At 70.5% G+C, this 13,877-nt stretch carries 14 protein-coding genes; 10 read left to right on the top strand and 4 right to left on the bottom strand.

Features of this window, described 5'->3' with window-relative positions; all coding sequences use genetic code 11:
* Window positions 1–63: 63 nt before the first annotated feature.
* The 4 genes from mlaD to GGR71_RS20065 are packed head-to-tail and all read left to right on the top strand — an operon-like array spanning window position 64 to window position 2,658.
* The gene (gene mlaD / locus GGR71_RS20050) at window positions 64–603 is read left to right on the top strand and encodes an outer membrane lipid asymmetry maintenance protein MlaD (protein ID WP_017909944.1); all 540 of its coding nucleotides are present in this window, start codon (window positions 64–66) and stop codon (window positions 601–603) included.
* Entirely contained in the window at window positions 600–1,265 is a 666-nt protein-coding gene (locus tag GGR71_RS20055; protein ID WP_160962017.1) for an MlaC/ttg2D family ABC transporter substrate-binding protein, read from the top strand. The genes mlaD and GGR71_RS20055 overlap by 4 nt, the downstream gene beginning before the upstream one ends.
* Complete coding sequence (locus GGR71_RS20060; protein ID WP_160962019.1) at window positions 1,255–1,572, top strand: STAS domain-containing protein; 318 nt, start codon at window positions 1,255–1,257, stop codon at window positions 1,570–1,572. Before GGR71_RS20055 ends, GGR71_RS20060 begins: the two co-directional genes overlap by 11 nt.
* Window positions 1,573–1,575: 3 nt before the next feature.
* Complete coding sequence (locus tag GGR71_RS20065; RefSeq protein ID WP_160962021.1) at window positions 1,576–2,658, top strand: MlaA family lipoprotein; 1,083 nt, start codon at window positions 1,576–1,578, stop codon at window positions 2,656–2,658.
* 784 nt (window positions 2,659–3,442) lie between these two features.
* On the opposite strand, the gene GGR71_RS20070 is transcribed toward GGR71_RS20065, so the two are convergent.
* Window positions 3,443–3,985 carry a glutathione peroxidase gene (locus GGR71_RS20070; protein WP_160962023.1) on the bottom strand — a complete coding sequence of 181 codons (543 nt, stop codon included), beginning with the start codon at window positions 3,983–3,985 and terminating at the stop codon, window positions 3,443–3,445.
* A gap of 502 nt (window positions 3,986–4,487) precedes the next feature.
* Window positions 4,488–6,077, bottom strand: a complete 1,590-nt coding sequence (gene rmuC / locus GGR71_RS20075) for a DNA recombination protein RmuC (protein ID WP_160962025.1) — start codon at window positions 6,075–6,077, stop codon at window positions 4,488–4,490.
* Window positions 6,078–6,460: 383 nt separating this feature from the next.
* Between rmuC and GGR71_RS20080 the strand changes: the two genes are divergently transcribed.
* From GGR71_RS20080 to GGR71_RS20105, 6 genes are all read left to right on the top strand, one after another.
* Window positions 6,461–6,787 (top strand): hypothetical protein, encoded by a 327-nt coding sequence (locus tag GGR71_RS20080; RefSeq protein ID WP_160962027.1) that lies wholly within the window; start codon window positions 6,461–6,463, stop codon window positions 6,785–6,787.
* 126 nt (window positions 6,788–6,913) lie between these two features.
* A complete protein-coding gene (locus tag GGR71_RS20085) occupies window positions 6,914–7,642 on the top strand; it encodes an MgtC/SapB family protein (RefSeq protein ID WP_048491932.1) in 729 nt (242 codons plus the stop codon).
* Window positions 7,643–7,687: 45 nt separating this feature from the next.
* A complete protein-coding gene (locus GGR71_RS20090) occupies window positions 7,688–8,758 on the top strand; it encodes a sensor histidine kinase (RefSeq protein WP_160962029.1) in 1,071 nt (356 codons plus the stop codon).
* Window positions 8,755–9,375, top strand: a complete 621-nt coding sequence (locus GGR71_RS20095; protein WP_160962031.1) for a response regulator transcription factor — start codon at window positions 8,755–8,757, stop codon at window positions 9,373–9,375. The genes GGR71_RS20090 and GGR71_RS20095 overlap by 4 nt, the downstream gene beginning before the upstream one ends.
* A gap of 265 nt (window positions 9,376–9,640) precedes the next feature.
* Window positions 9,641–11,086, top strand: a complete 1,446-nt coding sequence (locus tag GGR71_RS20100) for an amino acid permease (protein ID WP_184452265.1) — start codon at window positions 9,641–9,643, stop codon at window positions 11,084–11,086.
* Window positions 11,083–11,811: a DUF6882 domain-containing protein gene (locus GGR71_RS20105; RefSeq protein WP_160962035.1), complete on the top strand. Its 729-nt coding sequence runs from the start codon at window positions 11,083–11,085 to the stop codon at window positions 11,809–11,811. The genes GGR71_RS20100 and GGR71_RS20105 overlap by 4 nt, the downstream gene beginning before the upstream one ends.
* Before the next feature lie 45 nt (window positions 11,812–11,856).
* Here GGR71_RS20105 and GGR71_RS20110 read toward each other — a convergent pair whose 3' ends face one another.
* Both GGR71_RS20110 and GGR71_RS20115 read right to left on the bottom strand, forming a co-directional pair.
* Window positions 11,857–12,258, bottom strand: a complete 402-nt coding sequence (locus GGR71_RS20110; protein WP_160962037.1) for a DUF2628 domain-containing protein — start codon at window positions 12,256–12,258, stop codon at window positions 11,857–11,859.
* A gap of 427 nt (window positions 12,259–12,685) precedes the next feature.
* Complete coding sequence (locus GGR71_RS20115) at window positions 12,686–13,843, bottom strand: glycerate kinase (protein ID WP_160962039.1); 1,158 nt, start codon at window positions 13,841–13,843, stop codon at window positions 12,686–12,688.
* Between the last annotated feature and the right edge of the window lie 34 nt (window positions 13,844–13,877).

Raw genomic sequence — 13,877 nt, forward strand, 5'->3', positions numbered from 1 at the left:
CGGCAACATCCCGGTCGCGGCACTGGCGCCGCGGCCACGCTGAATCAACAAGGTAGACACGTTATGGCTCTCCGTGGTCCCCGTCTCGAGTTCGCCGTCGGCGCCTTCCTGCTGCTGGGCCTGGCCTCGCTGCTGGTACTGGCGCTGGCGTCCACCAACCGCCAGTGGGGCTTCGGCGGCCACCGCTACGACCTGGTCGCACGCTTCTCGCAGATCGGCCAGTTGCGTGCGCAGGCGCCGGTGAAGATCGGCGGCGTCATCATCGGCCAGGTCGCCAAGATCGACCTGGACCCGACCAAGTTCGACTCGGTGGTCACCTTGTCCATCGACGACAAGTACAAGGACCTGCCGGCCGATACCTCGGCGGCGATCCTGACCAGCGGCCTGCTGGGCGAGAGCTACGTCGGCCTGCAGCCCGGCGGCGACCCGGATACGCTCAAGCCGGGCCAGGAAATCGCCTTCACCCAGCCGGCGGTGGACCTGATCCAGCTGGTCGGCAAGTACATGTTCGGCGGCGGCAGCGCCGGCGGCGACAAGAACGCAACGCCCGCTGCCGCACCCTCGGCCGACCCCACCACGCCCGCAACGGAACCCAAGCCATGACGATCAAACTGCTTTCCGCCGCTCTCGCCGCCGCGCTGGCCATGGCCGCGCCTTCCGCCGCGCTGGCCCAGGCCGCCGCGCCGGCCGCCGCCGCCCAGGCCGGTTCGGCCAGCAAGGTGGTGCTGGAGAACAGCACGCGCATCCTGACCACGCTGGAACAGCGCCGCAGCGAGTTCAAGAACAACCCCACCGCGCTGCGCCAGTTCATCGACAGCGAGATGAACAAGACCTTCGACCGCGACTACGCCGCCCGCCTGGTGCTGGGCGTGCACGGCCGCGGCGCTTCCGACGCCGACGTCAAGCTGTTCGGCGACGCGATGGCCGACAACCTGATGCAGCGCTACGGCACCTCGCTGCTGACCTTCGAAGGCAAGCCGCAGGTGCGGGTGAAGTCGGAAACCCCGCTGCCGGGCGGTCGCGGCGTCAAGGTTTCCACCGAACTGCTGCGCAGCGGCGGCGACCCGGTGCCGGTGGACTACCTGCTGCGCAATACCGGTGCGGGCTGGAAGATCTTCGACGTGATGGTCGAGGGCGTGTCCTACGTGCAGACCTTCCGCAACCAGTTCGACACTCCGCTGCGCAACAAGTCGATCGCCGAGGTGGCGGCCGATCTGCGCAACGGCACGCTGCAGGCGGCACCGGCGAGCAACAGTGGCAAGTGATGCGCCGCAGGTGCGCCGCGACGGCGACACGCTCGCGTTGAGCGGCGTGCTCGACCGTGCCGCGGCCACCGCGCTGTGGCCGGCAGCGCTGCGCGCGCTGCCGGGCGCACGCGCGCTGGACCTGCAGGCGGTGTCGCGGGTGGACAGCGCCGGTCTGGCGCTGCTCGCCGAACTCGCCGCACGCCTGCGCGCCCAGGGCCAGGCCGAGGTCGCCATCCATGGCGCCCCGGCTGGCCTGACCGACCTGAGTGCCGCCTACCGGCTGGCCTCGACCCTGGACTTCCACTCTCCCCCTGCGGCGAGCTGACACATGAACGTGCTGCGTATCCTCACCTCCCTGACCCTGGTGGCCGCGCTCGGCGCCTGCGCCGGCGCGCCCAAGCGCACGCCGCCACCGCCTCCGCCGCCGACGGCACAGACCGCACCGGCGGCCAGCGACAGCGCCGCCACCACCGATGCGAACGCCATGCCGACGGCGGACGCCGCAACCGGCATGGATGCCAGCGCCTCGCCGGCGCCGGCCAGCGCGGCTGCGGCACCGCCTCCGGCGAGCGCCACGGGCACGGCCGGCGCCAACGGCGCGCCGACCTCGGCCGAGGACGACTACGCCGCGCTGTACGGCGGCGATCCGTACAACCCGGTCGCCGATCCGACCCTGCCGGAGGGCGTGCAGGCACCGCAGAGCTACGACCCGTGGGAGAAGTACAACCGCAAGGTGCATGCCTTCAACAACGTGGTCGACCGCGCCGTGGCGCGACCGCTGGCGCGTGCCTACGTCAACGTGGTGCCGCGGCCGGTACGGCTGGGCGTGACCAACTTCTTCGACAACCTCAGTTCGCCGCTGACCATGGTCAACCAGTTGCTGCAGGGCCGTCCGCTGCAGGCGGGGCAGACCCTGAGCCGGTTCCTGATCAACAGCACGCTGGGCATCGGCGGCATCTTCGACCCGGCCACCGACGCCAACCTGCCGCGGCGCAGCGAGGACTTCGGCCAGACCCTGGGCGTGTGGGGCTGGCGCCGCTCGCGCTATCTGGAACTGCCGCTGTTCGGACCACGGACGGTGCGCGATACGTTCGGCCTGGTCGGCGACGCGCCGCTGTCGCCGCTGCAGCAGATCGAGGAAGACCGGGTACGCATCGGCCTGCAGGGCCTGCAACTGGTCGACACGCGCGCGCAGTTGCTGTCGCTGGACAGCTTGCGCGACCAGGCGCCGGACGAGTACCAGTTGACCCGCGATGCCTGGCTGCAGCGCCGCAACTATCAGATCGAGAGCGACATGCGCGGGCACAAGCGCCAGGACGACGACCTGCCGGCCTATCTGCGCGAGGAAGAAACCAACCCGACGGTGCCGGTGGACGCGATGCCGGTCCCGGAGTGGCGCGGCGGTCGCTGAGTCTGGCGGACTACGCACCTGCGAAGAACCCGGCTGAGGCCGGGTTTTTTGTGTCTGAAGCTTTTGCTGGTGTCATCTGTGGGTGCCGCGCGATGTGGGAATGCGCGCGCGGTTTTAAGTGGGTGAGCGAGTGTCGCGGCGGACTACAGGCTGCAGCCGGCTTTGCTGTTGCTCCTGCTGTTGCTGTTGATTTATCGGGGTCCTCTCGGCGCGGCAGCCACGGCGGGCGAATACCCGAAGGGCGACGCGCAGGATGCGCGTCGTTTTTCGCCGGCACATGGGTGAGCCGGATAAAGGCGAAGCACTGCTTCGCCCCGGCGAACGGGCTGGCGCCGTGAGGCGCCTGCCCCGGGCTTGGCCGCGTAGCGGACAAGTGCCGTCGAACCCTGCCTCGCGCCCTCCGCGCTGCGCGCTCCGGGTCCGCGTCCATCACGGGGATCCGCGGAAGGGGCATCCTGCCCCTGCCGCGGACGGCGCACATCCATGTACGCCGCCCTTCGGGTTTTTCCCCGTGCTGGCCGCCGCTTCGGAAGGGAACCCGGTAAATCAAAAGCCAGGGCAACAGCCAAAGCCGAAGCCAAGCAACAGCCAAGGCAGCGGCAACGGCAGCGACATCGGCTTCGATGCTGCACGCCTTACGTAGGAGCGGCTTCAGCCGCGACAAGCGACGCCAGACAACAAGAACATCGATGACCTCTCCCGCTCGGTCACCAGCTATCTAGAAGGCACAACAGCAGCTTCAGCTTGTCCAAGCACCGCCAGATACCTCGAGCGCAGCGCGCCGTTACCCCAACGCCGCGTCGATCGCCGCACGCAGGCGCGCATCCTCGGCGGTGACGTCCGGGGCGAAGCGACCCAGCACCTGGCCGTCGCGGCCGACCAGAAACTTCTCGAAGTTCCACAGCACACCCGGCGCCGGATTCGGCTCGATGCCGTAGCCGGCCAGCTTCTCGCGCATCGGGCCCTCGCCCTCGGTCTGCGGCTGCGCGGCGATCAGCGCGCGGTACAGCGGATGCGTGTCCTCGCCGGTGACGGCGATCTTGGCGAACATCGGGAAGGTCACGTCGTAGGTGAGCTGGCAGAACTGCTGGATCTCCGCCTCGCTGCCCGGCTCCTGGCCCTTGAAGTCGTTGGCCGGGAAACCGAGCACTTCCAGCCCGGCCGCCTGCTTCTCGCGGTACAGCGCTTCCAGGCCGGCGTACTGCGCGGTGAGACCGCACTTGGAAGCGACGTTGACGATCAGCAGCACCTTGCCGTCGAACGCGGCGAGGGTGGTCGGCTGGCCGTCGATGCGGGTCAGCGGGATGGCGGTCAGCGGTTCGGACATGGGGCACTACCTCGATCGAAAGGGAGCGCCAGCATAGTCGCTCCCGGCGCGGCGTGCGGAGTGGCGTGAGCGAGTGACGCAGCGCACCGACAGCTCACTTTTCTGGGCGCATTAACACCCTGCTTTGCAGCGGATCATGCGGTCCCGTAGGAGCGGATTCAGCCGCAACAGCCCTGCTGGAAAAGCCTCCTCGCGGCTATCCCAAAGGGCGACAAGAAGCGCCGCTATGCGGGTGCCTCTCCTTGTTATCAGAAGCGTCTGTATCGGCCCGCAGGCAAGCTGCTGAGACGGCAGCGAATACGCGGTGGCGGGATCGGATCGACACTGCAGGTGAGACCAGGCCGCCCGTCCGCTGCGCTATCGCCTGCACGCAGCGGCCGCGCTGGCCCATCAAGGTCGCTGCGCTACATCCAACATGGCGCCTATCGGTCGCACGCCATCCTGTGCCCACGCAATCGCCATGCCCCGCCATCCCGACGCGCCACCGCGTACCGCGCCGCCCTCACTCCCGGTCGTCGTCTGCCGCCTCTTCCGCCTCGGCATCATCCAACGGCAGCGACAGTTCCAGCAGCGGCGCGGCCTGCGCGTCGGCCAGGGTCTCGACGCCGCGCAGGCGGCGTTCGATGGTGCGGGTCTTGCGGCTTGCCTCGCCCAGGCTCTTGCCGACGGTGCTGATCTGCTTCTCGGCCTTTTCCAGGATGCCGGCGAACTTGCCGAACTCGCTCTTGACCGCGGCCAGCACGCCCCACACCTCGCTGGAGCGCTTCTCGATGGCCAGGGTGCGGAAGCCCATCTGCAGGCTGTTGAGCAACGCGGTGATCGTGGTCGGGCCGGCGACGACGATGCGGTGTTCGCGCTGCAGCAGGTCGGCCAGACCGGGGCGGCGCAGGGTCTCGGCGTACAAGCCTTCGGTGGGCAGGAACATCACCGCGAAATCGGTGGTGTGCGGCGGGGCGATGTACTTGTCGCCGATCGACTTGGCCTGTACCCGGATCGCACGCTCCAGCTGTGCACCCGTCGCCTGTACCAGCTCCGGATCGCCCTGCTCCTGCGCGTCGAGCAGGCGCTCGTAGTCCTCGCGCGGGAACTTGGCGTCGATCGGCAGCCACACCGGCGTGTCCTCGTGGCCACGGCCGGGCAGGCGCACCGCGAAGTCGACCATCTCGTTGCGCTCCGGGCGCACCCGCACGCCGCGCGCGTACTGCTCCTGGGTCAGGGTCTGCTCGAGGATGTTCTCCAGCTGCACCTCGCCCCAGCCGCCACGGTTCTTGACGTTGCTCAGCACGCGCTTGAGGTCGCCGACGCCGGTGGCCAGCTGCTGCATCTCGCCCAGGCCGCGCTGGACCTGCTCGAGCCGTTCGGAGACCAGCTTGAACGAGGCGTCCAGGCGCGTGTTGAGGGTGGTCTGCAGCTTCTCGTCGACGGTGCCGCGCATCTGCTCGAGCTTGGCCGCGTTGTCGGCCTGCAGTTCCTTCAGCCGCTCCTCCAGGGTGCCGCGCATCTCGCCCAGACGCTGCTCGTTGCGCTGGAGCAGTTCGCTCAGACGCAGGCCGAGCGTGTCGGCGAAGCGCTGCTGCGCGTCCGCGCCCTCCTGGCGGCCCTTGCGCGTGTCCTCGAGCAGGGCCTCGCGCAGCGCGCCCAGTTGCGTGTCGATGCGCGCGATCAGCTCGGCCTGTTGCTGGCCGAACTGGGCCATGCGCGCATCCTGCTGCTGGCCGAAGGCGTCGAGCTGGCCGCGGATCTCGACCAGGCGCTGGCTCAGCAACTCGGCCATGCGCTGCTGCGCGGCGCCGGCCTCGACCCGACCGCGCCGCGCGTCCTCGGTCAGCGCCTCGCGCAGCAGGTCCAGGCGCTGGTCGGTGCGGGTGGAAAGATCCGCCAGGTTGCGGGCGAAACCTTCGCTGCGCGCATCCTGCTGGCGGGCCAGGCTGTCGAGCTGCTCGCGCAGTTCGCCGCGGCCGCTGCGCTGCTCTTCGCGCAGGGCCGACTCCAGGGCGGCATGGTTGCCTCGCCGCAGCAGCACGGCCAGCAACAGGACGATGACGGCGCACAACAGGCCGGCGAGGATCAGGAAATGGGCATCGTTTTGCATGCGGCCAGTGTAGCCGGCCGCGTCTCAGTCGCTGCGCCAAGCGCCGGTAGGTGGACGGGCCGGGATATACCTTGGTATCGCCGCCATGGCCTCATGCAGGCTGGTGTGCCTATGTGCCCCATGCCAAGCTTTGCGGCATCCGCTCCTGGCTTGTCCAGTGGGCGGCGCCGCGGCATCAGGCCGCGCCAGGCCGTCGCGCACCGCGCGATCCGTTCCCCTGACACCGGAGGCGAGCATGGACCCCGATCCGCATCGACGCGGCGTCAGCGCCGCATTCCCCTGCCAATCCCCCCGCCTGGTCGCTGCCTGGCGCTGAGCCGGAAGACGCTCGCCGCCCGCAGGCCGCGACGTCCTTGCCGGCCACGCGCCGCAAGGAGGTCGTCATGTTCGCGTTCTCGCTGTTTTCCCGCCGTTTCCGTCTGCAGCGCGGCCTGCAGCGCGCGCTGCGCGCCGCGGTCGCCATGCGCCGCACCGAGGCGCTGCGGCATCTGCTCGCCGCCCACGGCCCGCGTGCCTTCGCCCTGGCGCTGTCCGCACAGTCGCCGCGGGTGATGGCCGATGCGCTGTCGCAGCTGCCGGTCGCCGACCGCATCCGGGTCCGTGCGCGCCTGCCGCATGCGGCGCAGCGGCGCCTGCACGAGGCCGGGGCGAGCGCCCCGGCTGCGCACTGGTTGCACGCCGCGCTGGCGTGGTGGCCCGGGGTGCGCTGAACCGCGCGCCTGCCGCCGCGATGCGGGCTGCCATCTTGCCCCGGCATCATGCGCACCCCGCATCCGCTCATTCCCCATTCCCGAAGCCGCCATGATCGCTCCCCTCGCCTACCGGAACGCGCCCTGATGGAAGCCCTGCGCCTGTTCAATCTCGGCTCGCTGCTCGACACCCTGGTGAGCCTCACCGCCGCCTTCGTGCTCGGCGCGATCATCGGCTTCGAGCGCCAGGTGCGCCAGCGCACCGCCGGGCTGCGCACCAACACCCTGGTCGCGGTCGGCGCGGCGATCTTCGTCTCGCTCGGCGATCGCCTGTTCGAAATCCACGGCGGCACCCAAGGCGCGGTGCAGGTGGTGGCCTACGTGGTCTCCGGCATCGGCTTCCTCGGCGCCGGCGCGATCATGAAGGAAGGCGCCAACGTCACCGGGCTCAACACCGCGGCCACGCTGTGGGGCTCGGGGGCGGTCGGCGCCTGCGCCGGTGCCGGGCTGGTCGCCGAGGCGGTGCTGGCGGCCATGTTCGTGCTGCTCAGCAACACGCTGCTGCGGCCGATGGTGAACCGCATCAACCGGCATCCGCTGAAGGAATCTTCGCTGGAAGCCACCTACATGTTCTATGCGATCTGCGCGCGCGAGGTGCATGGCGACGTGCGCGAGCGGCTGATCGAACTGCTGGAGGAGGCGCATTACCCGGCGCGCGAAGTCGAGCAGCATCCGTTCGGGCAGAAGGACGTGGAGATCGCCGCCACCCTGTACGCCACCGCGGTGCGCGCCGAGGAACTGGATGCGGTGGTGCAGCGCCTGGAGAGCGAACCGGGTGTACAACAGGCGTTCTGGAACGCCGGCGTCGAAGGCTGAGCCGGCCATGTCCAGCCTCGCATCCTCCCTCACCCTCCGCCGCCGATGATCGCCTGGTTCAAGCCGCTGCCGCCGCACCGCCGTCTGCTCGGCTTGGCCCTGCTGGGCCTGGTGCTGGGCGCCATCTTCGTCGCCGACACGGTCACCGATTACGCGGTGGCGGCGGCGCTGTTCTACACCGTGGCGATCCTCGGCGCAGTGCGCTTGCTGGCCCCGCCCGGGCTGGGCCTGCTCGCCGGGATCTGCGTGGTGCTGGTCGTGCTCAGTTTCCATTTGACGCATTCCGGCGCCTACCGGGTCGGCGTGATCAACTCGGCCATCAGCATCGTGGTGGTGGCGGTGACCGCGTCCATCGCGGTGCGCATGGAGCGTGCCAAGGCCGCCGCCCACGCGGCGCAGGCGCAGTTGCTGCGGCTGGCGCGGGTGCGCAGCCTGGGCAGCCTGACCGCCTCGATCGCGCACGAGGTCAACCAGCCGCTGGCGGCCATCGTCACCAGCGGCAACGCCTGCCAGCGCTGGCTCGACCAGCAGCCGCCGAACCTGGACAAGGCGCGCGCGGCGCTGGCGCGCATCCTCGCCGACGCCGAGCGTGCCGGCGAGGTGATCGCACGGGTGCGCAGCCTGACGCGCGGCGAGGCGCCGCAGCAGCGCGCCTTCGATCTCAACGCCGCAGTGAACGAGGTGCTGGCGCTGTCGCAGGGCGAACTGAAGCGCAGCGCGGTCAGCGTGCACACCGAGCTGTCGGCGCTGCTGCCGCCGGTGTCGGCCGATCCGGTGCAGATCCAGCAGGTGATCGGCAATCTGTTGCTCAACGCGATCGAGGCGATGGCCGCCACGGCGCCGGCGCAGCGCACGCTGCGCATCGTCACCGAGCGCGAGGACGCGCGTTCGGTGCGGCTGAGCGTGGCCGACAGCGGCGAAGGCCTCTCCGCGCAGGCGCAGGCGCACCTGTTCGATGCGTTCTGGACCACCAAGCAGGGCGGCATCGGCATCGGCCTGAGCATCAGCCGCAGCATCGTCGAGGCCGGCGGCGGGCGCATCTGGGCCGAACCCGGCCGGCCGCGCGGCGCGGTGTTCTGCGTGTGCCTGCCCATCGCCAGCGGAGCCCACCCATGAACGCCGACGCGACCGCACGCCCGGTGGTGTACCTGATCGACGACGACGCCTCGATCCGCGCCGCGCTGGAGGACCTGTTCGCCTCGGTGGACCTGCAGGTGCACGCCTTCGCCTCGACCCGCGAGTTCCTGGCGCATCCGCGCGCCGACGCGCCGAGCTGCCTGGTGCTGGACATCCGCATGCCCGGGCAGAGCGGCATGGACTTCCACCGCAATATGCACGAGGCCGGACTGGCGCTGCCGACCATCTTCATCACAGGTCACGGCGACATCCCGATGAGCGTGGAGGCCATGAAGAACGGCGCCATCGAGTTCCTGACCAAGCCGTTCCGCGACCAGGACCTGCTCGATGCGATCGGCCAGGGCATCGCCCGCGACCGCGCGCGGCGTGCCGCCGATGCAGCGCAGGCCGAACTGCAGGCACGCTGGGCGCGGCTGAGCGCCGGCGAACGCGAGGTGGTGGAACTGGTGGTGCAGGGCCTGTTGAACAAGCAGGTGGCGGCGCGGCTGCAGCTCAGCGAGATCACGGTGAAGGTGCGCCGCGGCAATGCGATGCGCAAGCTGGAGGTCGGCTCGCTGGCCGAACTGGTGCGGCTGGCGGAGCGGCTGGGGCGGTAGTCGGTTGCGAGAACCCACGCTTGCCGCGTGCGGCGGAACACGTCCTGACGCAACGACATTCCCTAGGCTGCAGCCGCGACGCGCGTCATCGGGAAAGCCCGTCGCGGCTGAAGCCGATCCTACGACAGCGCGATCGCAGCGCGAGAAAGCCCGACGCGCACTTCGCATCGACCCGCACAAGCGCCGTGCCACGCCGCAGGCATAGCTTTGCTGCACTGCGTTCGGCGACACTGCCGGGCTTGTCACTCCCGCACCCGAGGCCCGCATGTCGTTCCTGTTCCGGCGCAAGTCGCTCGACCTGGTCACCGTCCACGAGGCCGGCCGCCGGCTGGTGCCGTCGCTGAGCTGGCCGCATCTGGTGGCGCTGGGCATCGGCGCGATCGTCGGCACCGGCATCTACACCCTGATCGGGGTCGGCGCGCAACTGGCCGGGCCGGCGGTGCTGGTGTCGTTCGCAGTGGCCGGGGCGATCTGCGCCTGCGCCGCGCTGGCCTACGCGGAGATGGCGACGATGATGCCGGCCGCCGGCAGCGCCTACACCTACAGCTACGTCGCGCTCGGCGAGGCCATCGCCTGGGTGGTGGGCTGGAGCCTGATCCTGGAGTACTCGCTGGTGGTCAGCACGGTGGCGGTGGGCTGGTCGGGCTACTTCGTCGGCTTCCTGCACTGGGCCAGCGCGCAGAGCGGCATGGACCTGAACCTGCCGGCGGCGCTGACCGCCGGGCCGCACGCCGGCGGCATCGTCAACCTGCCGGCGGTGATGATCACCTTCGCCGTGGCCGGCCTGCTGATGGCCGGCACCAAGGAGAGCGCCACGCTCAACGCGGTGCTGGTGGTGCTGAAGCTGATCGCCCTGGGCATCTTCGTGGCGGTGGCGCTGCCGGCGTTCCAGAGCGCCAACCTGCACCCGTTCATGCCCTACGGCTTCCCCAAGACGGTCGGCGCCGACGGCGTCGCGCACGGGGTAATGGCCGCGGCGGCGATCATCTTCTTCGCCTTCTACGGCTTCGATGCGATCTCCACCGCCGCCGAGGAAACCAAGAACCCCAAGCGCGACCTGGCGATCGGCATCGTCGGTTCGATGATTGGCTGCACCCTGATCTACATCCTGGTCGCGCTGGCCGCGGTCGGCGCGATGCGCTACGACGTGTTCGGCGCCAGTGCCGAGCCGCTGGCGCTGATCCTGCGCGAGCTTGGCCACGGCAAGGCGGCGGCGGCGATCGGTGTGGTCGCGGTGATCGCGCTGCCGACCGTGCTGCTGGCGTTCCTGTACGGACAGAGCCGGATCTTCTTCGTGATGTCGCGCGACGGGCTGCTGCCGCGCGGGCTGTCCAAGGTCAACGCGCGCACCGGCACGCCGGTAGCGACTACCCTGTTCACCGCGGTGCTGGTGGCGGCGCTGGCCGGCGTGGCGCGGCTGGACGAGATCGCGGCGCTGGCCAATGCCGGCACCTTGGCCGCCTTCATCGCGGTGGCCGCGTGCATGCTGGTCCTGCGCCGCCGCGAACCCGGCCGCGCCCGCACCTTCCGCACGCCGCTGGCGTGGGTGGTCGGGCCGCTGGCGATCGGCGGCTGCCTGTACCTGTTCTGGAGCCTGCCGCATACCACGCAGATCTGGTTCGGGCTGTGGAACGCGCTGGGTGTGGTCGCCTACCTGCTGTACGGCCGCCGCAACAGCCTGCTGCAGCGCGCGCCGCAGACGCCGCGATGAGTCCGGAATTCCAGGCCGCCCTGGCACGGCACATCGGCAGCGCCTACGCCCGCCAGCAGGCGCTGGCCGACGTGCTGGACGAGGGCGACTGGCGCGTGGACCTGGGCGAAGGCCGGGTGCGCTTCGGCGAGGATCTGTCGTTTCCGCTGCAGCTGCTGGGCACTGCCGCCGAGGCCAGCGCCAGCTGGCTGTGGGCCTGGGCCAACACCGCCAGCCACCTGCCGCCGGCCCTCCTGACCGAAGCGGAAGCGCTGCGCATGCACGGCGAGCGCGAAGGCATCGCCGAGCTGGCTACGCCATCCTCGGCGCTGGGCGAGGATGGCGGCCATCACATCGCCCTGCTCGCCGGCGCCCTGCGCGGGCGCTGCTACTACCGCGCGCCGTACGACGGCGGCGCGCTGTTCTTCCTGCTCGATGACGTACCAGCCGCGGTCTTCGCGCCTTGCGACAACGCCCGCGTGCTGCGCCTGCTCGGGGAACTGCCGATGCAGTTCACGCTCGACCACCGCGTCATGAGCGAGGGCCTGCTGGGGGATCAGGGCTATGCGCTGCAGCGCGAGGCCGCGCAGACTGTGGCGACCCGCGGCAATACCCGCATCGTGCTGGCGTTCGATGCCCAGCAACGGCTGACCCGCGTGCAAGGCCAGTTGGCGCCGGCGCCGGCCGCCGCGGCGGTCACGCCGAAGCCGGTACCGGCCTGGCAATTCTGGAAGCGCAAGCGCTGAACGCGGCGGCGGCACGCCGAAGCTGCACGCCGCCGCGCCCGGCCATTACCACCAACGCACGCCTTCGAACGGGTTCCAGCTGACGCTGCCCTTGCGCTGGTCGAGGTAATAGGCGTAGTTGGCGGCCATGCCGACCAGCACCGAGTAGGCGAATCCCAGGCCGCGGCCAACTGCGTCAGGCAGGAACGCCGCGATGATGCCCACCGCCAGCGAGATGCCGATCAGCCCCAGCGCCTTGCGCCACATGCCGAGGATGAAGAAGTAGATGAAGCCGAAGAACAGGGCGAAGAAGTTCATGTTGATCTTCAACCGGTCCATGAACGGCAGCGCCTTGAACGCGGCCTTGTACTCGGGCGTGGATGGGGCGCCATACCGATCGAAGAAGTCGAAGCGGAACTGCCACTTGGGGCTGAGCGGCGCGCGTTGCGGGAGATTGGGGGTTTCCATGGCGAAAGCATCCGTGTTGTAAACGTTTTCAGTTTACCTGAATGGGCCAGCGCACGCCAAATGGGCGCGGCTGACGCACCAGTTTGGTGCTGGCCTGGGGAGTTGGGATTGGGGATTCGGGATTGGTCACAGCGGGCTGGCGCCGACCTCAGGCCTGGCTTCGGGACCGGTCTCCCCTCCCCGCTTGCGGCAACCACGGTCATCGCGTCGGGACTGAAGTCCCTCCCACAAGACTTGCTGCGCGTGGCGCATCCGCTGGCGAATACCCGCTTGTGGGAGCGGCTTCAGCCGCGACGCGTGGGTCAGCGGCCTCGCGTGGCCCTGCGGTAACCACCGGCCATCGGGTCGGGACTGAAGTCCCTCCTACACGGGATTCCCAACGCCGCGGCTTGCAGCGCGCCGCCAAGCCGAGCCGACGGCGAGGCCGCTATTGCGCCCGGGAACCGCCAAGGCGCTGGCCCAGCGCGATCGCTGCGGCCACGTTGCGCGCCGCCTGGCGCAGGGCGGCGGCGGCGTCGGCCAGCGCGGCTTCGCGGGTGGAGACCCGCTGCACCGCGCCGAACAGCGCGTCGATCCCCTGCGCCTGCAGGTCCGCCGCGCCCTCGCCCAGGCCGCCGGCGATGGCCAGCACCGGCACGCCATGGCGCCGGGCGATGCGGGCCAGGCCGACCGGGACCTTGCCCTGCGCGCTCTGCCCATCCAGGCGGCCCTCGCCGGTGACCAGCAGGTCGGCATCGACCAGATGCGCCTCCAGCCCCAGCGCCTGCGCGACGATCTCCACGCCCGGCCGCAGGCGCGCGCCGAGGAAGGCGACCAGGGCCGCGCCGATGCCGCCGCCGGCACCGGCCCCGGGCAACTGCGCCACGGCCACGCCCAGGGTGCGTTCGATCGCCTCGGCGTAGTGCTGCAAGCCGGCGTCGAGCTGGGCGACCATCGCCGATGTGGCGCCCTTCTGCGGCCCGAACACCGCCGAGGCGCCGGTCGGCCCGGTCAGCGGATTGTCGACATCGCAGGCGACCTCGATGAGGCAGTCGCGCAGCCGCGGATCCAGCCCGTCCATTTCGATGCGCGCCAGCGCGCTCAGCGCTGCGCCACCGGCTGCCAGGTCGCGGCCGTGCGCGTCCAGCAGGCGCACGCCCAGCGCCTGCACCATGCCGGCGCCGCCATCGTTGCTGGCGCTGCCGCCGATACCGATCAGCAGCCGGCGTGCGCCGGCATCCAGGGCGGCCAGGATCAGTTCGCCGACGCCGCGGGTGCCGGTCAGGCGTGGATCGCGCTGCGGCGGCGGCACCAGCATCAGCCCACTGGCCGCGGCCATCTCGATCAGCGCAGTGCCGCCGTCCTCGCTGAGGCCGAACTGCGCCGCGACCGGCGCGCCCAGCGGACCGGTCACCGTGCAGGCGACCCGGCACCCGCCACCGCCGGCGACCAGCGCATCCACGGTGCCCTCGCCGCCGTCGGCGAACGGCAGCAACACGTACTGCGCATCCGGGAACACGCTGCGGAATCCGCCGGCGATCTGCGCAGCCGCCTGCGCCGCGGACAGGCTTTCCTTGAACGCGTCCGGGGCGATGACGATCTTCATGCGCGGCGCCTGGTCGTCAGCGGCGCGCGCGCCC

The sequence above is a fragment of the Xanthomonas sp. F1 genome (assembly GCF_014199855.1).